Here is a 20,740-nt window from a genome sequence, read left to right as displayed (position 1 = left end):
GGCCTGACAGGTCTGACCTGGGACGGGAATATCCGCACGGGCTCGCCGCGCAGCAGCGATATGGCCTCTATCTGGCCGCCGGGACGCTGGTTGAGCAGTCGACCGGCCGGCGCGCCCACTTTGTGAGCGGATCGGCGCTGACGGCACGGAACCACCACAGCGACCATGTCGTTAAATAGCGTAATTATATCGAGCGTGCCGTTGAATAGTGATATATAACTCGGCTGGATCGTAACCATTTGTGTAACGATCCGGCCCTCGAGCCCGACGTTCTTCAAGACGCATGGCCTGTCGGGAGGCCTTGTCCGTCCACTTGTCGGTTTTTGGATTGGGGAACGGGACATGGCTCTTCGGGAGTTCTTCGCGCGCCATCGAATGGCTTCGGCCGTCGTCGCGCCCGCGGCATTGGGGGTGGCGGCGCTTGTCGCCGCGTCCGTGGCACTGACATCGACGCACGAAACCGTCGATACACGCCTGCGGGCGTCCGTCACGGAGTGTCACGACATGGTGACCATATCGGTCGCCGGCCGTCGGGATACGCCGGACGCCGCGACCACGAAGATGCTGGTCGATGCCAATGGCAACGCATTGCCCGCGGCGCTGTCCGGTGATCACAGCAGCCAATGGGTCGATCCGGTGGTCAACGCACCGGCCAACGCTGTCGATCCCGGCTCGTATGCCGCCGTCTACATCGCGTATCCGGCGAATATGGACACCTACGAGGATGCCGTCAACACAGGCGTCGCGAATACCGAACAGGTGATGCGGGAAATCGCCCAGGCCTGCCCGGATACCAAGTTCTCCATCGTCGGCTACAGCGAGGGCGCCGATGTGGTGCGCCGCGTCGCCAAGACGATCGGCCATCAGGCCGCCGATAAGGATGGTGGCTACGGCATCGTCGATCCGGCCGATGTCGTCGGTGTCGTCATCCTCGCCGACGCCGGACGTTCGGCGGGCGAGGGTCCGTTCCCAGGCGCGAAGGATCCGTACAGCAATCCCGACGGTTTCGACCAGAGGTATCAGAACGGTAGGAATACCGCGTCGGGCCAGGGCGCACTGCCCGGTACCAGCGGCGACTTCGGTGCGCTGAACGGCAAGATCGCGTCGTTCTGCTCCGACGGCGATCTCACGTGCTCGGCGCCGCAGAACATTTCACTGCTGCAGCTGGCGGTGAATGTGGGCAGGCAGTTGAATGTCGACGTACTCGAACGCGACGGGCTCACCCCGGCGACCGGACAGGACGTCGCCGTTGTCCTCGGCCGAATCGCGATGGCGGCATTCGCGGATATCCAGTCGCAGCCGAACTGGATGCAGAGCGATGAAACGTTTCTTCAAGTGCTGCTGAGGGTTTCGGATCCGGAATACAAGCCGGGGCAGACGCCGAAGACTCCGGCCAAGGCGGAATCGATCTCGACCAACGAGATGTCGCCGCTGGCCTATCTGCCGCAGAAGGTGTTCAACGAGATCGTCGGTCTGATCGTGACGAACCAGAACACCATCCCGGTGATCATGAGCGATCCCTACCAGCTCACGCTCGGCCCCAATGCGACCGGTCACCACTTCGACTACTGGCGCGACGCCAACCCGGACAACGGTAAGCCGCTGACATCGGCCGAGTACGCGGCCGCCTGGCTCACCCATCTGGCGAAGCAGGCGCAGGCGGGGCAACCGGTCGACAAGACCGCCAAGCCGGAGTCGGCCGATCTCGCCGCCGCCTACCGGGCAGCGACCTCGACGACCAAGACCACCGAACCAAACAAGACCACGACCACGACCACGACCACGACCACGGCACCGACGACCACCGCAAAGACGGACGTCAAGAGCCAGCCGACGACCACGACATCACCGACGACCACGACCACGACATCACCGACAACCACGACGCCGCCGACGACCACTCCGGCAGTGACGACACCATCGACTTCGACGATCACGACGACTCAGGCCCCGCAGCCGACCACCACCGAACCCACCACCACGACAACGCAATCCACGACCCCGACCACTAGTCACCCCTGATCGACCAGGAGCGCGGGTCCGCACGGCTGCCGCCGTGGCGGGCTCGCGCCGACATCCCTTGTCGGACAACGCCATAGCAGGTCGGCCGAGCTCCCAGCGGTCGAGGCGTTGGATGGCGACGCCGGAGCCGTTGCGCAAGCCGACCACCTGCACGAGCACGTCCCACAATGCCGGGCGGCGGGCGGTCGCGTTGTGCTGATTCGCCGCGCGGCTTCCAGCCATCCGTGACGGGATGTATTCGTATAGGCTCCGATTCGATCGGAAGTGAGCAGGTGGCTGGTGAGATGGTGAAGCGATGACGCAGCGTGGGTGGGTGCTGTTTCTGGCGATGGGTGTCATCTGGGGCGTGCCTTACGCGATGATCCGCATAGCGGTCGAGGATTTCGATCCGGTCGTGGTGGCATTCGGCCGGACCTTCCTCGGTTCGCTGATCCTGCTGCCGATCGCGCTCTACACCAGAGCCCTCGCACCGGTGTTCCGGCGCTGGCGTCCGCTGCTGCTGTACACCCTGGTCGAAATCAGTGGGCCTTGGTTGCTGATCGGGTACGCGGAGACCACATTGAACAGTTCGACGGTGGGGCTACTGCTCGCCGCGGTTCCGCTGATCGGAATGGTGATTCTGTCCAAACCCGTTCAGGGCCTCGGCGCTAAGTTGTGGCCTGCGCACTCTTTCACACACGATCGCTTCGACGCGCGCCGCACCATCGGCCTGGTCATCGGATTCGCGGGTGTGGCGACACTGATCGGCTTCGACATCGATCTGACCCAGCCCGCCGCCATCGGCGCCATCGGGTTGACGACCATCGGATACGCCATCGGCCCGATCGTCATCAATCGCGCGCTCGCCGATCTGCCGCCGCTCGGTGTGGTCACCGGATCACTGATTCTCGCGACGGTGATCTACACACCGTTCACCGCACTGCGTCGGCCCACGCATTTCACCGCAGATGCGTCATGGTCGGTGCTCGGACTGGCCGTGATCTGCACCGTCGCGGCTTTCCTGATCTTCTTCGCGCTGATCAGCGAGGTCGGCCCAGCCCGCGCCACGGTCATCACCTATATCAATCCCGCGGTAGCCATCCTGCTCGGTGTGACCCTGATGGACGAGCCGTTGACTATCGGTATGGGCATCGGCTTCCCGCTGGTCATTCTCGGCTCGATCCTCGGCACCGCCCGCGCCCGCGCCGTCGAGGAACCGGTCGCAGCGCCGGTCACCCAATCCTGAGCGTTCTCAGTCGGCACTGAAGGTCAGACCGGCACCGCCGATGATCTGCAACAGCACCGCGCGCAGCCGATCCGCCTCGGCCGCCCGCGTTCGCCGCCATCGCGGTGTTGATCGCCTTCACTGCGGCCATGTCGACCCCGGTGGGTTTCGACGAAATGTGTTCCTACAGAGTCCTTGTCGCGGCGGCGCCGAGCTGCTCGGCACCTGCGATACCGCTGTGCAGCTCGCCCGACGGCTGCGTCGCATGCCATCGCGACGCGTCGCAATCGAATCCCCGATGAGAGCTGACGGGAGGGCATGATGTTCGGGTGACAAGTCGAACCGTTCCCACAGATGTGGCGCGCACCCGCGCCGCCTACGACGAGATGGCGATCCGCTACGCGGAATTCGCCAAAGATCACCTCGCGACGCAGCCATTCGACCGTGCCATGCTCGGCGCATTCGCGGAACTGGTGCGAGCCGACGGTCGCGTGGCCGATCTCGGGTGCGGTGAAGGCCGATTGACCGCACACCTATCCGGCCTCGGCCTCGATATCTTCGGGATCGACCTGTCACCCCAACTGCTCGAATTGGCGCGGGCACAATATCCGACACTCGATTTCGACGAGGGTGCGCTCGAAGATCTCGATATCGGCGACGCCGCCCTCGCGGGAATTCTCGTGTGGTACTCCTTCATTCATCTGCCGCCGGAACGAATGCCCGCGGTGTTGGCTGAGTTTCATCGGATACTCGAGCCGGGTGGGCGTGCGCTGCTCGCATACTTCGAGGCTACCGATGCCCCGGGTGTAAAACCGTTCGACCACAAGGTGATAACCGCCTATCGATGGTCCTCGGATCGGCTCGCCACGCTGGCCGAACAAGCCGGATTCACGCCGACTGCCCGGATGGTCCGCGAACCGGATCCCGGCGAGCGGGGCCGCCAAGCCTATATGTTCCTGGTCAAGGATCGCTGATTCGCCGAACGCGGATCCGCACCTTTCCGTAAGGTTGGGGAGTGCGCACAGGGGACATGGCTGTGCGGATCCTCACCGACATCGTGGTCGATTTCCTTTCACCGAACACCTCAGCACCACACCGTCGTCAGGGGGCGACAGGACATGGAGCTCATTTCTCCGATCGATGCCGTATTTCTGCTCGGCGAATCCCGCGAGCACCCGATGCACGTGGGTTCGCTACAGCTTTTCGAGGCGCCAGACGATGCCGGGCCCGATTTCGCTCGGACAACCCATGAGAAGTTGTTGGTGGACAACGAATTCCACCCCACCTTCCGCAAGCGCCCGGCAACCTGGCTCGGCGCGCCGCAGCTGGCGTGGACCGAGGCCGAAGACGTCGAACTCGTCTATCACCTGCGCCGGTCGGCGCTGCCGAGTCCCGGTAGCTTCGAGCAACTGCTCGAGCTGGCCTCCGATCTGCACAGCACCTTACTGGACCGGCACCGCCCGCTCTGGGAAATCCACGTGGTGGAGGGGCTGCGCGACGGCCGCTTCGCCCTGTACTCGAAGATGCATCACGCGCTGATCGATGGCGTCACCGCACAACGATTGCTGCAACGCACACTCACGAACGATCCCATGGCCAGCGAAACGCGCGTGCCGTGGAATCTGCCCGGGTCGAAACGCAAGACCGAACCGTCCGGCTCGCTGCTCGGCGGGATCGCCCGAAATCTGTTGTCGGCCGCCAATTCCGGGCCCGCCGTGCTGCGGGTAGCCCGCGCCGCGCTGGTGCAGCAACAGTTGACCATGCCCTTCGAGGCGCCGCGTTCGATGTTCAATGTGCCGATCGGCGGTGCCCGCCGGGTCGCGGTCCGGTCCTGGCCGCTGGAGCGGGTCAAGCAGGTCAAGAAGGCGACCGGCACGACCGTCAACGATGTGGTGCTGGCGATGTCGGCCGGTGCGTTGCGCACGTATCTGATCGAACATAATGCGCTACCCGATAAGCCGTTGATCGCGATGGTCCCGGTCTCGCTGCGGGCCGATGAGGACGATACCGATAGCAGTGGCGTCAAGGTGGGTGCGATTCTGTGCAATCTCGGCACCGATATCGCCGATCCGATCGAACGGCTGCGCGTGGTGAGCGAATCGATGCGCCGCAGCAAAGAGGTCTACAACTCGCTCTCCCCCATCCAGACCATGGCGCTATCCGGGTTGATGCTCAGCCCGCTGGCTCTGACCCTGCTGCCCGGCCTGCTGTCGTTGACGAATCCGCCGTTCAATATCGTCATCTCGAACGTCCCCGGCCCCAGGGAACCGCACTACTGGAACGGCGCCCGCCTGGACGCCTCCTACCCCATGTCGATCCCGTTCGACGGTCAGGCTGTCAACGTCACCCTCACCACCAATGTCGACAGTCTCGACTTCGGACTCGTCGGCTGCCGCCGCAGCGTGCCGCGACTACACAGCCTCCTCGACCACCTGGAGAATTCGCTGGCCGACCTGGAGCAGTCCGCCACCTGAACCGTCGAATCGCCTGCCACGCCGGTCGATACACTGAGGCGATCGACTGGCGACGGGCGGGCGAAGATGGCTCTTTACGACGACACCGGACAGACGTACGCCCGGACCCGACAACCGGATCCGCGGATCGCCGCGGTCATCGATGCCGCTGTGCGCGGTATGGACTCCATCGCCAATATCGGCGCGGGCAGCGGATCCTACGAGCCGACCGGCACCGTGATCGCGGTCGAGCCGAGCGAGGTGATGATCGCGCAACGCCCGACCGCCGCCGCACCCGCGGTCCAGGCGATCGCCGAAGAACTACCGATCCACACCGACGCCGTCGATGCCGCCCTGGCCGTCCTGACCGTGCACCACTGGACCGATCTCGACCGCGGCATAGCCGAACTGAAACGGATCGCCCGCCGCCGCATCGTCATCCTCACCTGGGATCACACCGTCTACCGGGAATTCTGGCTGGTCCGTGACTATCTGCCCGCCGCGGCCGATACCGATGCGAGCCTGGCTGTCGCGCTCCCGCGCCTCACCGCCCTACTCGGCGACGTATCGATCACCCCGATCCCGGTCCCGCACGATTGCGTAGACGGGTTCGGTGGCGCGTACTGGCGGAGACCCGAGGCGTATCTGGACGAGACCGTGCGCGCCGGCATGTCGATGCTGGCGATGACACCGGCGGCGCTGTTACGGGACGGACTGAACCGACTCCGCGACGATCTGGCTGCCGACGCGTGGGCCGGACGGCATGCCGGGCTGCTCGACAAATCCCACCTCGACCTGGGCTACCGGCTCGTCACGGCAGAACTCTGATTCGCTCGGAAGCAACGTCTATCGCAAGAAAACTAGAACGTGTTACATTCGAGGTCAGGTACCGCGCCTGTTGACCAAGCTACCGCTGCGTCATGGCGATATCTGCGGCAGACGGCCGAATCGGCAGCGCGGGCCGGAGACCCGATATGCAACCCGTTCCAGCACTCGTCAGCCATTGTGATCCGGCTGTTGAGCAAGTAGGGAGACCAGCACGCCATGCGTACCGAAATCTGCGACAAGCTGGGGATCGAATTCCCCATCTTCGCCTTCACCCATTGCCGCGATGTGGCGGCCGCGGTCAGCAATGCCGGCGGTCTCGGCGTGCTCGGTGCGGTGGGCTTCACCGCCGAGGAATTGGAGGTCGAGCTGGCTTGGCTCGACGACCATGTGCACGGTGTGTACGGCGTCGACCTCGTCATCCCGTCGAAGTACGAGGGCAAAGGGATCGATGATCTGACCCCCGAACAGCTGGAAGCCAAACTGGCGGAACTGGTTCCGCAAGGGCACCGGGACTTCGCGGAGAAGCTCCTCAACGACCACAATGTCCCGCATCTGCCCGATAGTGAACACCACAACCAGCTGCTCGGCTGGACCGCGACCACCGTCGCACCGCAGATCGAGGTGATCCTGCGCCATCCCAAGGCCAAACTGGTCGCCAATGCCCTCGGCACCCCGCCGCCGGATGTGGTCGAGCAGATCCAGGGCTCGGGACGGCTCATCGGCGCGCTGTGCGGTTCGGTGAAGCATGCGCTCAACCACAAGCGCGCCGGTCTGGATTTCGTTGTCTGCCAGGGCACCGAGGGCGGCGGGCACTGCGGTGAGATCTCCTCGATGGTGCTGTGGCCGCAGGTGGTCGACGCCATCGGCGATATGCCGCTGCTGGCCGCCGGCGGTATCGGCAACGGTCGGCAGGTCGCCGCGGCCATGGCGATGGGCGCGGCGGGTGCGTGGACCGGGTCGCTGTGGCTGACCGTCGAGGAGGCGAATGTGCCGCCCGCGCAGATGCAGACCTATATCGAAGCCTCCAGCCACGACACCGTGCGCTCGCGGTCCTGGACCGGTAAGCCGTGCCGCATGCTGAAGAACGACTGGACCGAGGCCTGGGAGGCGCCGGAGAATCCGGATCCGCTGCCCATGCCGCTGCAGATGATGGTGGCCCTGGACGGCGTCAAGCGTGGGCACCGCTATCCGGAGGCGGCCAAGGATGTGAACTTCAATCCGGTCGGTCAGGTCGTCGGCATGATGAACAAGGTGGAGCGCTCCGCCGATGTGATCGCCCGGCTGGTCAATGAGTACGTGGAGGCGTGCGACCGACTGAATAAGCTCAATAGCGCGCTGTAACAACGTCACCGACGCCGCCCCGGCCGATGCCGGGGCGGCGTTTTCGGCCCCCGTGGCTGGGTAGCCGTCCAGCAGCGCACGCGGTATACAAGATGGTTCGTACGGCTACAGTGTGAGCGTTCGCGTCAGTTTTTGGGAGGTCGGCATGTATCCCTGCACCAACCCTCGGTGCGGAAGTCGCGGACACACCGGGCCGGAGTGTCCGAATCTGGAGCATGCCGATCGACCGCAACGACGAAATCTGGTGGTACTGGCCGTACTTGCGGTGACGATCGTCACCTCCCTCGTGCTCGCCGCCTTCGCCGCGGCACCGCGCTGATACCGACCCCCGCTGGGCCGCCTAGGAATTCATCGCGAAGTCGTAGCGCACACCGGTCAGCTGCTCGCTGAGCTGCCATAGTCTGCGCGCGGTCGAGCGGCGGTAGGCAAGTGGATTGCGCAGCGCCCGCCGCGGATATCCGGCGACCACGAAACCCGGTCCCACATAAGAGTTTCCGCGCACATCCGGCACGGTGGCGGCATACAGCTGCGGCAACGCGCCCATGCGATCGGGCTGGGCCAGCGCGAACAGGGTCGCCTGCGGGATCGCCGCCAAGACGCCGCTCACCCCCTTCTCACCATTGCGGTCGTAGAGATGGGTCGCGGACAATCCGGGATGGGCGGCCACCGCGCACAGGCGCGATCCGGCCGCACGTGCCCGGCGCTCGAGCTCGGCGGTGAACAACAGATTCGCCAGTTTGGACTGGCTGTAGGCGGGCCAGCGCAGATAGATCCGCTGCCAATTCGGGTCGAACCAGTTGATCACGCCGACCCACGCGGCAACCGACGATACGGTCACGACTCGCGGCTGTTCGGCGCGCAGGAGCGCGGGCAGTATGGCGCCGGTGAATGCGAAGTGCCCGAGGTGATTTGTGCCGAATTGGGCGTCGAACCCGTCAGCGGTGCGTGCGCGCGGCACCGCCATCACACCCGCGTTATTGATCAGCAGATCGATCCGGCCGACGGTGTCGTTGATCTGCTCGGCCGCCCGCCGGACCGAGACGAGATCGGCCAGATCCAGCTGCAGCACTTCGGGTTTCGGCCCAGCGGCAACCGCGGTCACCGCTTCCAGTGCCGTCGCGGCCTTCTGCGGATTGCGACAGGCCAGCAGCACATGCGCGCCCTTGCTCGCCAATGCCTCGGCGGTGCGCAAGCCGAGACCGCTATTGGCGCCGGTAACCACGACGGTCTTGCCGGATTGATCTGCGATATCCGCAATGGCCCAGCGGCGCGGCAGGATTGGTACCGATGTCACAGAGACCTCCTGGTTGATCAGCGGCCTGAGTGCTCATGCTGTCTCAGGCGGTGAGTCGATCCATGCGATCTTGCCTGACGGCCGCAACGCTACCACCCCAGAGCAGCCTCGAGTGACACCGACGCAGTAATGACCCAGACAGTGCAATCCGGGGAGTCGAGGGCGATCAAGCGGTCGCCGCGTGCTCCACGTCCTCGTCACACTCGGCCCCGATATCGAGCAATTCCTCGAACCGGGCGATCACCTTGTCGTGATACAGCCCGAACAGATCCTCGAACAGCGCGAGCTGCGCCTCGGACGGACCGGAACCGGAATCCCACACCGCGACCAGCGCACGCCATACCAATACATGGAGGTCGGCCGCGCCCGCGAAGAAGGCCTCGACGGCCTCGGGCACCTCGAGCACCATCTCGCCGATGGAGTTCATGATCGCGCGCTGCATGCTCAGCCCGAGTGCGGTGAGCAGTCGGCGGATCAAGCCGATCTCGATGGCGAGGATCTGTTGGAAGTCGGGAATATCCTGTCGGGCAAGCGACTCCAGTACATCGATCTCGGCCTTGAGTTCGGCCGAGTCGATCCTGTGTTCGATGCTGGTGTAGGCGAGCAGCGCCGCCATAACGATGCCGCGCTCCACCTCGACGATGTCGTGGAACATCTCGATCGCCACATCCGGCATCGGAACCGAGAACCGGAACAGGTGCCGATATACATCGATGCCGCCCGCCGCACGGACATCGCGGATCGTGAACCCCTTACCGCGTCGCGCCTCGACGAATCCGTACGATTCCAGCCGACCGAGGGTCAACTGCGCGGTCGCGCGGTTCATATCGAACTCCTCCGCGACCTGACGGACCGACGGCATCAAATCCCCCGGCTGATACTCCCCTGCGGCAACCCGGCGTGCCAGCTCATCGGCAACGTCGGCGACTACCGTTCGGGATCCCATCGAGATGCCACCTTTCGACTCGGTGTCTAATACGTCCCAGACAGTCTATGCCCTCCTGTGCGAGACTGCACCTGTGTTACACCGGTCAGCGCGCAGTGTGAGGTGAGTCATGACAATTCAGCGTGGCGACGGTCGATCGGCCGAGAATTCGACCACTGGACGCGCCCGCATGTTCGCCATGAGATCGAACGGTAAACCCCCGGTTCGCACCGTGGTTCGCAATGCGAAATTGGCGGCACTGCCGCTCGCCTTCGCGGGCCGTCATGCGGCGGGCGTCGGTAAGCGCGCACTGGGTCGACCGGCCGCTGAGGTCGATCGCGAAATCCAGATGCGCACCGCACAGCACATCTTCGAGGTGCTCGGCGAACTGAAGGGCTGTGCCGCCAAACTCGGTCAGCTGCTTGCCATTTACGAACTCGCGTTGCCGCCGGCACTCGCCGAACCCTACAAGATCGCGCTGAGCCGGTTACAGGATTGCGCACCCGCGATGCTGCCGCGTTCGGTGCACGCGGCAATGGCCGCGAGCATGGGGGAGAACTGGCGTTGGTATTTCCGGGAATTCGACGATCGGCGCGCGGCCGCGGCCTCGCTCGGCCAGGTGCATCGCGCGGTGTGGCGTGACGGTACGCCCGTCGCGGTGAAGGTGATGTATCCCGGCGGTAAGGAAGCGGTCGTCAACGAGTTGGTTCAACTGCGCCGGATCTCCATGCTGGCAACGGTTTTCGTGCCCGGCGCGGATGTCAAGGGCGTGACCGAGGCGATCTGCGCCAGTGTGCTCGACGAACTCGACTATGCCGCCGAGGCGGAATATCAGCGGATTTTCGCCGCGGCCTATGCCGACGATCCGGATTTCCGCATTCCGCGGGTGATCGAACAGCGCGGCGATGTGCTCGTCACCGAATGGCTGGACGGTACGCCGCTGCCGCGCGTCATCGCCAACGGCACGCGCGCCGAGCGGGATCGGGTCGGCATGCAGCTGGTCGGGTTCATGGCATCGAGTTGGATTCGCAGCGGTCTGCTCTACGGCGATCCGCATCCGGGCAATTTCCGGGTGCTGCCGGATGGTCGACTCGGCATCGTCGACTTCGGGGCCTGCACACCGTGGCCCACCGAGGGTTTCGACGAATTCGCCTTCGACTACTGCGATGCGCTGTTCAACGGCGGCCCTGCGGAACTGGAGGCGGCAGCACGGCGGCACGGCTTCTGCGAACCGGGCCGAGTACTCGATGCCGAGGATCTATTCCATCTGGTCGCACCATGCATCGAACCCTTCCAGCACGCGAGTTACCGGTTCACCATGCGCTGGCTGCGCAAACAGGTACTGCGGGTGACGAATCCGCGGCTGTCGAATGCATTGCGGCAGGGGACCATGCCTGCGCGCTTCACCCCGTTCGCGCGGTCCATGCTGACGCTGATCGGTGCGATCGGTCAGTTGGAGACCGAGGGTTCGTTCCGCGACGAGATCGGGCGCTGGCATCCGACGCTGCACGAGTTGGTCACCCGGCCCGTCGAGGAGGGCGCGGTGCCGGTCGATCTGGCGGTGGCTCGGCGCAAGCGGGCCGAATCGGCCGTGCGCCGCATATCTGTCAGCTGAGTACAGCCGCGCTGACCTGCCCGGACGGCATGGGAATACCAGGACATCACGTCTGAGACAGTGTTGGTCTCGCGGTTCGGCCAGCACTCGGGCCTCGACCCGATCATCTTGCCCGCCACCCGACTCGCCCATCCGGATCGGTCAGCGCGCCAACCACTCTCGCCATCGCGGACCGATGAGCGCGGCCATTTCCTGGTAACCGGCCGCGCCGGGATGTGCCCCGTCACCCGCGCGCACCTCACGCATCCATACCGCACTGTCGCGCAGCGGGTGATGGACGCGCACATAGGGAGCCGCCGCGGCGGCACAGATGTCGGCGAAATGTTCGTCGAGCCCGGCAGTCCTGGCATTCTGCTCGGCGTCATCGACAGGCGGCGGCGCCACGATGCCATCAGGTCCCGACCACGTAGGCGGGGTATGCCGATAGGATCGCCGTGGTTGTTCGGGAGGGATTTGACGTTGACAGGGGTAGCCGAGTCCGCGGTGCCGCCGTGGTTCACCGATTTGTTCGCGCATCGGCGCTGGATTCGCCGAATCGAGCCGTTTCCGCATATCTATGCCAGAGATGTGTTCGTGCCCGAGTTCTATGGGCGGCTCGCCGATGAGGTGGCGCGGGTGCGCCGGGAGCGACCCGAGGCATTCGGATCGGTGGCGGCAGATTACGGTGCGGTCGGGGCATCGCTGGCGGGGCTGCGGGATGGGCCGCTGGCGCTGTTCCTTTCGCGGGAATGGCATGACCTGATCGCCCGGGTGACGGGGGTCGCCACCACCGGTGATGTCGAAGGGGCGGTGCACCACCATCCGCCGGGCAGTCCGCCCGGATCGCCGCACAATGATCTGAATCCCGCCTGGTTCAAGGGTTCCGCGCCCGGACCGGGCGAGGTCAGGACCGTGGATCCGGACGTGGATCTCGCGACCGGCCCGCGAACGCCGGAGGTCTTCGCGCGGGAGACGGTGCGCGCCGTCGCGGTGCTGTTCTATCTCGGCAATCCGGACTGGCGGCCGGGCGATGGCGGCGAGACCGCGCTGTACCCGCATCTCGGCACGAATCCGGTTCCCGCGGTGACGATTCCGCCCTTGGACAATTCGCTGCTGCTGTTCGAGTGCACACCGCGTTCCTGGCATACGTTCGTCGGCGATAACGCCACCGCACGCAATAGCGTGGTGATGTGGCTGCATCGGCCGAAGGACGATGTGGTGCGGCGCTGGGGAGGAGACAGCATTGCGCAGTGGCACTGAACGCCGGGTATGTCTGCTGACCGGGGCCGGTGGCGTACTAGGGGATACCTTCTGCCGCGGTCTGTACACCGACTACGACATCATCGCGGTCTGCCGCACCCGCACCCCGGCCGCACCGTCACAGCTCGAATGGTTCGTCGATCCGTTCGAACCGGAAATGCCGGTGCCGGAAAATGATTCACGGATCTTCATGATCAAGGCCGATCTGGCCCGCCCGGGTGAGGTCGAGCGCGTCATCGATCTCGCACTCGCCCGGTTCGGGCATATCGATCTGCTGGTCAACAATGCCGCGCACAGCCGATTTCAACCGCGCGGCATCGTCGACGGCGATGCCGCGCTCGATGAGTTCGATCCGCATTTCGCGGTCAATGTCGGTGTGCCGCTGCGATTGTCGGCGCGCCTGGCGCAGCGGAGCTGGGTGCATGCCGGGGACGAGAACCGGGCCCGAAATCGCAATATCGTGAATGTCTCGAGCCTTTCGGGCTCGCGGGTGTACCCCGGCGGACAGGCGCTCTACGCGGCATCGAAGGCGGCGCTCAACCACCTGACCCGGCATATCGCCGCCGAATTCGAGGAGTTCGGGGTGCGCGCGAATGCGATCGCGCCCAATGGTTTTCCCGCGTCGGTGGCTACCGAACAGGTGGTACGGGCCATTGTCGAACTCGATCGAGGTGAGATGAGCGGCGAAATCTTCACCGTCGGAGTGGAGACCGGGGGTAAGCGTCACGCTCTGGATGCGGACGCCCACTGACCTACTTCGCCGAACCCGTTCCGGTGATCCCTTCGGACATCGTCCAAAGCCGTTGTGCGAGCTGCGCATCCACCGCCTGCCCGTTCCGCGGCTCCTCCAGCTCGAACCGGTGGAAATACTTGCCGTTGATCGCGTCGGACGTCGTCGCCAAGTGCACCAACGGATCCGCGCCCTTATCGGCCCGGAGGAAGAAGGGCCGCGACAGCGAAGAGCGGATGAACGCGCCGAGCCCGAGCGGGGCATTGTCGTAGACGTGGGTGGCGACCGCGCCCGGATGGAATGCCACGGTGATCAGTCCGGTGCCTCCGGTGCGGCGGGCCAGCTCCCTGGTGCAGATGATGTTGGCGAGTTTGCTGGCGCCATAGACGCCCAGCTGGTTGAACGAACCGGTCGATGCGTTGATGGTGTCGAGGTCCAGCTTCGCCATCCGGTAGGTCATGCTCGCGGTATTGACGACCCTGGCCTGCGACTGCACCAGCCGATCCAGCAGCAGGGCAGTCAGCAGGAACGGTGACAGGTGATTGACCTGGAAGGTCAGCTCATTGCCGTCATCGGTGACGGTGCGTTTCGCCCACGCGCCGCCGGCGTTATTGGCGAGCACATCGATGCGCGGATAGCGATCGAGGAGTTGATCGGCGAGTTTGCGCACCTCGTCGAAGCGGGCGAAATCGGCGACGAACGGCGCCGCACCGACCCGCGCCGCCACCTCGGCGGTGCGTTCCGGCGAGCGCCCGACCACCGCGACGGTCGCGCCGCGCGCCACCAGCTTCGCCGCCGCCTCGGCGCCGATGCCGGAGCTGGCGCCGGTCACCACCACTGTCTTCCCGGATAGATCCTGTGCTGCCATGTCCCGCCTTCCAAGCCGTTGGCTGATTCGTCCTGATCCTCATCGGCACGGACGGATTCGGCAAGACCGCCTACTGACCGGTAAGTCGGCGGCTTCGCGCTGCTGTGTATCGTGCTGCGAACGCAACAGTTGATCGAGTACGAACATGTGCAACTCACCGGGGACCCCTAGAATTCAGCTACCTGCCGACTGTCGGCCCGCGACGAATCTCTCGCCGCACCCAACCCGTCGGCCGAAGGTTCGGGGGCGGACGAACACCGGGGTAACTCGCCGGTGAGCCCAGCGCTCAGCCATTCCGGGAACCGTCGGCCCGCAACGGTAAGTTAGGCACAGCCCACGACCGGCAAAGGCGCGGAGAGGCGGAGGAGCGGAGCCACGAGATGCGAGTCGATGGGCGGGATATCCCGGTTACCGGGAGCCTGCTGCAACCGCTGATCCGGCGGACCAGTGACATCATCCGTGTCGTACTCGCGGCACTGTGGGTCGGCGTGGTGGTCGCCGCCTCGCTGATCACCCGGCCGGAGTGGCTGGCGCTGGAGAGTTCGGTCTCGACTATCGTCGGATTCCTCAATCCGGACCAGTCCAATCTGGTCTACCTGGTCTACGGCATGGCGATTCTGGCGCTGCCGTTCGCGATCCTCATCGAATTGATCATCAGCAGGCAGTGGAAATTGCTCGCGGGCTATGCGGCCGCGGGATTGGTCGCGGGCCTGCTGTTATCGATCACCGGAACGGGTTTGTCCACGCCGCAATGGCATCTGCAGGTGCCGGATCGGCTCGACACCTTCCTGTCGCAGTTCCTGGACGATCCGCGCTGGATCGCCATGCTCGCCGCGGTGCTGACCGTATCCAGTCCGTGGCTGCCGACCCGGACGCGGCGCTGGCTATGGTTCCTGCTGCTGGCATTCGCACCGATCCACCTGGTGGTCAGCACGGTGGTGCCCGCACGGGCCATGTTCGGGCTCGCGGTCGGCTGGCTGGTCGGCGCGGTGATCGTGCTCGTGGTCGGCACACCGGCGCTGGAGGTTCCGCTGGATGCGGCGGTGCGGGTGCTGGCCAGGCGCGGACATACCGTCACCGCATTCACCGTTATGCATCCCGCCGGGCGCGGTCCGCTGGTGCTCGCCGCGGCCATCGACGGTCCGGAGCGGGAGTTGACCGTCGAGCTGTTCGGCAAGAATCAGCGCAGCTTCGGTGCGCTACGCCAGCTGTGGCGCTGGCTCACCTTCCGCAGCAGCGAAACCGCGGCAATGCACGGCTCCATGCACCGCGTCGTCGAGCACCGTGCGCTGCTGGCCATCGCCGTCGGCGAATTGGGTCTGGCCGCCGTGGAACAGGTCGCCGTCGCGGCACTCGAGCGGGGCTGGATGCTGTACGCGCACACCATGCCTCGAGGTAAGCCGCTCGACGAAACCTCCGATGACGAGCTCGCCGGGGTATGGAAGTCGCTGGCCGCACTGCACTGCGCCCAGATCTCGCACGGCGATCTGCGGCCCGCCGAGATCCGAATCGAGAACGGTGCCACGCTGTTCAACGGATTCGTCAATGCGGAATTCGGCGCGTCCGATAAGCAGCGACAGTCCGATGTCGCGCAGTTGCTGGTCTCGACCACCGCCGTCTTCGGCAAGGAAGCCGCGGTCCGCACCGCCATCGATACCCTCGGCGAGCAGACGGTGCTAACCGCGGCGAGCCGACTCACCAAGTCCGCCATGCCCGCCGGGATCAAGAAGTCGATTCCGGATTGGGGTGAGGTGGTCGCCACGGCCCGCGACGAGGTGCGCAAGCAGACGGGCCGGGACAAGATCGAGGCCGAGCAGATCACCCGGTTCAGCCGCAAACAGATCATCCAGTTGGTGCTGCTGATCGGGCTCGTCTACGTCGCCTACCCGTTCATCAGCGCGGTGCCGACCTTCTTCTCGCAGCTGCGAACCGCCAACTGGTGGTGGGCGCTGCTCGGGCTGGCGGTCTCGGCGCTGACCTATGTCGGTGCAGCGGCGGCGCTGTGGGCCTGCGCGTCTCGCCTGGTCAGCTTCCGCAATCTGGTGATCATGCAGATCGCCAATACCTTCGCCGCCACCACCACCCCGGCGCGGGTCGGCGGACTGGCCTTGAGCGTGCGCTTCCTGCAGAAGGGCGGACTCGGCGCGGTGCGGGCCACCGCCGCCGTCGCCTTGCAGCAGGCCGTACAGGTGATCACGCACATCAGCCTGTTGATCCTGTTCAGCGTGGCGGCGGGCACTTCGGCGAATCTTTCGCATTTCGTGCCCGACGCCACCGTGCTCTATCTGGCCGCCGGTGTGGGTGTCGGCATTATCGGCACCTTCATGTTCGTGCCGAAACTGCGTCGCTGGCTGAACAATTCGGTGCGCCCGCAGTTGCAGGAGGTGCTCGGCGAACTCGGCGATCTGGCCCGGGATCCGAAGCGGTTCTCGGTGATCGTGCTCGGCTGTGGCGCCATCACGATCGGCCAGGCGCTGGCGCTGTGGGCCAGCGTCGAGGCGTTCGGCGGTGGCGCGTCGTTCATCACCGTCACCATCGTCACCATGATCGGCGGCACCCTGGCCTCGGCCGCGCCGACTCCCGGTGGCGTCGGCGCCGTCGAGGCCGCGCTGATCGGTGGTCTCGCCGCCTTCGGCCTGCCCGCGACCATTGCCGTGCCCGCGGTGCTGCTCTACCGCGTGCTCACCTGCTGGCTACCGGTGTTCTGCGGCTGGTTCACCATGCGCTGGATGACATCGAGGGACATGATCTGACTCAGGCGTCCTTGGTTGCCATGAGTACGCCGGTCGTCGGTGGGATCGTGGTGAAGTCGACGGCCCCGAATCCGACTGCCCGTAACGCTTCGCGGTAGCGGCGAATGTCGATGGCCGCCAGTGGATCCGCGTGGTGTCCTGGCGTGTGCGGGTCGTCGGTGCGGCGCGCGGCGAATCGGGACATGAGCCGAACCGCCGCCGGCAGCACCTTTCCGGTCGGGTGGGTATCGGCGAGCAGCAGTCGGCCGCCGGGGCGCAGCACCCGGAACATCTGTTCCAGCGCCGCTGTGCGCTGGGTCTGCGGAATGTGATGCATGACGAAGGTCGAAGTGACCACGTCGACCGAGGCATCGGGCAGGGTCAGCGACTGAGCGGCGCCGACTTCGAGCCGGCAGTTGGACGAGGCGCCGATGCGGCCGGTCGCGTAGTCGATCATCTCTTGGGACGGGTCGATGCCGATCACTCGACCGCCCGGTCCGACTCGATCGGCGAGTGCCCGGACGAGTTGGCCCGGACCGCAACCGATATCGACGGCGTGCTCGCCCGGGGCGGTACCGGTCAGCTCGACGAGTCGAGCATTCAGACTCCCGACGCGGCCGAGCAGTAAGGCCGATTTCAGGGCGATATAGCCGCGCGGTTTGGTGATGAGAATGCCGATCTCAGAGTTCCGGTCAGCATATGCATTAGTGGACTGTTGTGCATTTCCGGTCATATGTTCAGAATCGGACCAGATGACCGGATCGACCAGAAGCAAAAGTGCGGATATCGTGCCGTTCCGAACGGATTCGCACAATTTGTACGACAACGCGGTATTCGCGTTCGGAGGATGCCGATGACCAGCACCGATCGCCGAGTGCGGCGCACCAAGAGCCTGCTGCACCGGGCGCTGATCGAGCTGATGATCGAATGCGGCTATGACCGGATCACGTTGCAGGACATTCTGAATCGCGCCGATGTCGGACGCTCGACCTTCTACGCGCACTTCCGGGACAAGGACGATCTGCTGTTGGTCAGCAGTACCGAGTACCTGCGCGCGGCGGTGGCCGATATCGAATCGGCCGCGAATGATGCTGATGCACCGCAACATTCGGAACCACTCGCACCGCTGTACACGCTGTTCCGACTGGCATCGGCGAATCCGGAGGTCTATCGGGCGCTACTGGGTCGCAGGGCGACCGGGGTGCTGCTGCGCTCGACTCGGCGCATGGTGGAAGAGATTCTCACCGAACAACTTTCGGGCCGACTCGATATGGACGACGACGAATTCGCGGTGACGATGACGTTCCTGTCCTGGGGCGTCGTCGGCCTGCTCGGCTCGATCGCGGATGCCGAGCCACCGCTGCCCGCGGCCGAAACCTACCGTCGCCTCGAAGATCTGGTCGGTCCCGGTCTCACGAGCCGGGTATCGCACACCGGACGGATCAGCCGCACAGGCCGATGATCTGTCACACCGACGCGCGGTTCAGCTCGAGCGCCTGGCCGGCGGTGCGGCAGCCCGCGGTGATCAATTCGAGGTTTGCCAGCGACGCGGCGTGGGCTTACGGGCCAGCCGCGGCACCACCCCGCTCGCCGCGACCGAACCGGCCAGCATCGGCCGAAGAAGCCCCGGGCCGAATGACATTCACCTGCCAGCGCGCCGCCGATGTCTACGATTCGGGCAAGCTCAGGACGAATAGTCCTTGCGCAGCTGCACTTTGACGACCTTGCCGCTGGCATTGCGGGGCAGTTCGCCCACGATCACCAGATCCTTGGGGTGCTTGTAGCGGGCCAGGTTCGCGTTGAGGAACGGCGCCAGCTCGTCGAGAGTGAGCTCGGCATCCGGATCGACAAGGGCGACAACGGCAACCGGCACCTCACCCCACTTCTCGTGCGCGCGTCCGACCACCGCGGCCTCGCGGATCTTCGGATGTGCGAAGAGCACATTCTCCACCTCGGCACAGTAGATGTTCTCGCCGCCGGAGATGATCATGTCCTTCTTGCGGTCTACCACCCACAGGAAGCCCTCCTCGTCCGCGCGGACCAGGTCACCGGAGTGGAACCAGCCGCCGGCGAAGGCCTCGGCGGTGGCCTCCGGTTTATTCCAGTAGCCCTGCATCAGAGTCGGCCCGCGATAGACGATTTCACCGATCGCACCGGGCGCGACATCGTTCATCGCATCATCAACGACGCGGGCCTGGATAGTCGGAATCGGCTTACCGACCGAACCCAGCTTGCGGATCGCGTCCTTACCCTCGAGCACGCAGGTAATGGGCGACATCTCGGTCTGGCCGAAGACCGCGACATTGACCGCATCCGGGAAGCAGTCGGCCATGGCCCGTAGCACGGTATCGGAGGCCGGAGCCGCACCCCAGCTGAGCACCTTCAGCGCGAGCTTGCGCTGTTTGACCGTCGGCTCCTCGCAGATCAGCTGCCACTGCGCGGGCACGCAGAAGGCGGTGGTGGCCTGCTCGCGCTCGACGGCGTCCAGGAATTCGGTGGGATCGAACGCACCGAGCGGATGCAGCACGGTCTTGGCGCCGAGCACGAAATACGGTGCGAGGCTGCCGAGTCCGGCGATATGGAACAGCGGCGAGGTGCAGAAGCCGACCGAATCGGTATCGATCGCCGTGGCCCGAATGCAGGTCAGCGCTTGGGCATTCATATTCGCGTGGGAGAGCACCGCGCCCTTCGGGCTGCCGGTGGTGCCCGAGGTGTACATGATCAGCGAGGGGGTGTCCTCGGCAATGTCGAGCGGCGTATGCGGTTCACCACCCTCGGCCAGCACATCGTCATAGCCGAGCACCGCATCGGTGGTCTGGCCGCCGATCACGATGCAGATCGCCAGCTCGGGGGCCTGGCCCTGCACGGCGGTGGCCAACGGCTGCAACATGGTGTCGGTGACAATTGCCTTGGCGCCGGAATCGCCGACGATATAGGCGACCTCGGGCGGGGTGAACCGGAAGTTCACCGGGACCGCGATGGCGCCGAGTGCGTTGATGCCGAAGACGGCCTCGAGGTATTCGGGACAGTTCAGCGCCAGGATCAGCACCCGGTCACCGAAACCGATGCCGCGGCGGGCGAGCGCGCCGGCGAACTTCAGCGAACGGTTGTGCAACTGCCGCCAAGTGGTGTCCACACCACGGAACCGCACGGCGACCGCGTCCGGGCGCATCTGCGCATGCGATGCGAGCTGGTTGTTCCAGTGGTTGCGCCGCGACCTGATCGGCTCGTCGAGCGCCGGTGCACCGATGGTCATGCCACTCCTCTCGGACCGCCAACCGTGCGCCGGTGTATCCGACAGCGTCGACGGACTGAACTGAGAGAATAACAACTAACTTATTGCAACGGCAAGAGATCGAGATATGAATCGCTGTTAATCTGCTCGGCACGGGTCTTGGGCAGAGAATCGCATATAGCTGCGCATTTACCGATAATCACGAGTGTCAATTTAGGCTCTCGTGCACATTCAGAGGGCAAGACTATGCGAAT

Annotated in this window: 17 protein-coding genes; 11 read left to right on the top strand and 6 right to left on the bottom strand. The window is 65.1% G+C overall.

From position 1 onward, the window contains the following. Positions 1 to 342: 342 nt before the first annotated feature. The 6 genes from AB0L63_RS21765 (at position 343) to AB0L63_RS21740 (ending at position 7,848) form a co-directional block, all read left to right on the top strand. The gene (locus AB0L63_RS21765; RefSeq protein ID WP_364503699.1) at positions 343 to 2,022 is read left to right on the top strand and encodes a cutinase family protein; all 1,680 of its coding nucleotides are present in this window, start codon (positions 343 to 345) and stop codon (positions 2,020 to 2,022) included. Positions 2,023 to 2,317: 295 nt separating this feature from the next. Next, positions 2,318 to 3,247, top strand: a complete 930-nt coding sequence (locus tag AB0L63_RS21760) for a DMT family transporter (RefSeq protein WP_364503696.1) — start codon at positions 2,318 to 2,320, stop codon at positions 3,245 to 3,247. A 308-nt stretch (positions 3,248 to 3,555) separates the two neighbouring features. Next, positions 3,556 to 4,200, top strand: a complete 645-nt coding sequence (locus AB0L63_RS21755; protein WP_364503693.1) for a class I SAM-dependent methyltransferase — start codon at positions 3,556 to 3,558, stop codon at positions 4,198 to 4,200. A gap of 144 nt (positions 4,201 to 4,344) precedes the next feature. Next, complete coding sequence (locus AB0L63_RS21750; RefSeq protein WP_364503690.1) at positions 4,345 to 5,700, top strand: wax ester/triacylglycerol synthase family O-acyltransferase; 1,356 nt, start codon at positions 4,345 to 4,347, stop codon at positions 5,698 to 5,700. A 66-nt stretch (positions 5,701 to 5,766) separates the two neighbouring features. Continuing rightward, on the top strand, positions 5,767 to 6,507 hold the full coding sequence (locus AB0L63_RS21745; protein WP_364503687.1) for a methyltransferase domain-containing protein: 741 nt from the start codon (positions 5,767 to 5,769) through the stop codon (positions 6,505 to 6,507). Positions 6,508 to 6,723: 216 nt separating this feature from the next. Further along, positions 6,724 to 7,848 (top strand): nitronate monooxygenase family protein, encoded by a 1,125-nt coding sequence (locus AB0L63_RS21740; RefSeq protein WP_364503684.1) that lies wholly within the window; start codon positions 6,724 to 6,726, stop codon positions 7,846 to 7,848. A gap of 340 nt (positions 7,849 to 8,188) precedes the next feature. On the opposite strand, the gene AB0L63_RS21735 is transcribed toward AB0L63_RS21740, so the two are convergent. Together AB0L63_RS21735 and AB0L63_RS21730 are read right to left on the bottom strand one after the other, a co-directional pair. Continuing rightward, entirely contained in the window at positions 8,189 to 9,142 is a 954-nt protein-coding gene (locus AB0L63_RS21735; protein ID WP_364503681.1) for an oxidoreductase, read from the bottom strand. A 166-nt stretch (positions 9,143 to 9,308) separates the two neighbouring features. Further along, positions 9,309 to 10,088, bottom strand: coding sequence for a GntR family transcriptional regulator (locus AB0L63_RS21730; RefSeq protein WP_364503678.1), 780 nt, complete (start codon positions 10,086 to 10,088; stop codon positions 9,309 to 9,311). Positions 10,089 to 10,197: 109 nt separating this feature from the next. On the opposite strand from AB0L63_RS21730, the gene AB0L63_RS21725 reads away from it, so the two are divergent. Next, on the top strand, positions 10,198 to 11,682 hold the full coding sequence (locus AB0L63_RS21725) for an AarF/ABC1/UbiB kinase family protein (RefSeq protein ID WP_364503675.1): 1,485 nt from the start codon (positions 10,198 to 10,200) through the stop codon (positions 11,680 to 11,682). A gap of 141 nt (positions 11,683 to 11,823) precedes the next feature. Here AB0L63_RS21725 and AB0L63_RS21720 read toward each other — a convergent pair whose 3' ends face one another. Then, positions 11,824 to 12,066 (bottom strand): GDSL-type esterase/lipase family protein, encoded by a 243-nt coding sequence (locus tag AB0L63_RS21720; RefSeq protein WP_364503672.1) that lies wholly within the window; start codon positions 12,064 to 12,066, stop codon positions 11,824 to 11,826. 75 nt (positions 12,067 to 12,141) lie between these two features. Here AB0L63_RS21720 and AB0L63_RS21715 point away from each other — a divergent pair, with 75 nt between their 5' ends. Both AB0L63_RS21715 and AB0L63_RS21710 read left to right on the top strand, forming a co-directional pair. Beyond that, positions 12,142 to 12,921, top strand: coding sequence for a 2OG-Fe(II) oxygenase family protein (locus AB0L63_RS21715; RefSeq protein WP_364503669.1), 780 nt, complete (start codon positions 12,142 to 12,144; stop codon positions 12,919 to 12,921). Continuing rightward, a complete protein-coding gene (locus AB0L63_RS21710; protein ID WP_364503666.1) occupies positions 12,905 to 13,672 on the top strand; it encodes an SDR family oxidoreductase in 768 nt (255 codons plus the stop codon). The genes AB0L63_RS21715 and AB0L63_RS21710 overlap by 17 nt, the downstream gene beginning before the upstream one ends. A 1-nt stretch (position 13,673) precedes the next feature. On the opposite strand, the gene AB0L63_RS21705 is transcribed toward AB0L63_RS21710, so the two are convergent. Next, positions 13,674 to 14,519 (bottom strand): SDR family NAD(P)-dependent oxidoreductase, encoded by an 846-nt coding sequence (locus AB0L63_RS21705; protein ID WP_364503662.1) that lies wholly within the window; start codon positions 14,517 to 14,519, stop codon positions 13,674 to 13,676. Positions 14,520 to 14,899: 380 nt separating this feature from the next. Here AB0L63_RS21705 and AB0L63_RS21700 point away from each other — a divergent pair, with 380 nt between their 5' ends. Continuing rightward, on the top strand, positions 14,900 to 17,272 hold the full coding sequence (locus AB0L63_RS21700; RefSeq protein ID WP_364503659.1) for a lysylphosphatidylglycerol synthase transmembrane domain-containing protein: 2,373 nt from the start codon (positions 14,900 to 14,902) through the stop codon (positions 17,270 to 17,272). Between the two features lies 1 nt (position 17,273). Here AB0L63_RS21700 and AB0L63_RS21695 read toward each other — a convergent pair whose 3' ends face one another. Beyond that, a complete protein-coding gene (locus AB0L63_RS21695; RefSeq protein WP_364503656.1) occupies positions 17,274 to 17,984 on the bottom strand; it encodes a methyltransferase domain-containing protein in 711 nt (236 codons plus the stop codon). 120 nt (positions 17,985 to 18,104) lie between these two features. Here AB0L63_RS21695 and AB0L63_RS21690 point away from each other — a divergent pair, with 120 nt between their 5' ends. Next, positions 18,105 to 18,713 (top strand): TetR/AcrR family transcriptional regulator, encoded by a 609-nt coding sequence (locus AB0L63_RS21690; protein ID WP_364503653.1) that lies wholly within the window; start codon positions 18,105 to 18,107, stop codon positions 18,711 to 18,713. Positions 18,714 to 18,935: 222 nt separating this feature from the next. On the opposite strand, the gene fadD5 is transcribed toward AB0L63_RS21690, so the two are convergent. Further along, positions 18,936 to 20,507, bottom strand: coding sequence for a fatty-acid--CoA ligase FadD5 (fadD5, locus tag AB0L63_RS21685; RefSeq protein ID WP_364503650.1), 1,572 nt, complete (start codon positions 20,505 to 20,507; stop codon positions 18,936 to 18,938). Positions 20,508 to 20,740: the final 233 nt, after the last annotated feature.

This window comes from Nocardia sp. NPDC051990, from assembly GCF_040680755.1.
Lineage (GTDB): Bacteria > Actinomycetota > Actinomycetes > Mycobacteriales > Mycobacteriaceae > Nocardia.
The sequence above is the reverse complement of the archived record's forward strand: the minus strand, read 5'-3'. Positions and strand labels throughout refer to the sequence as shown.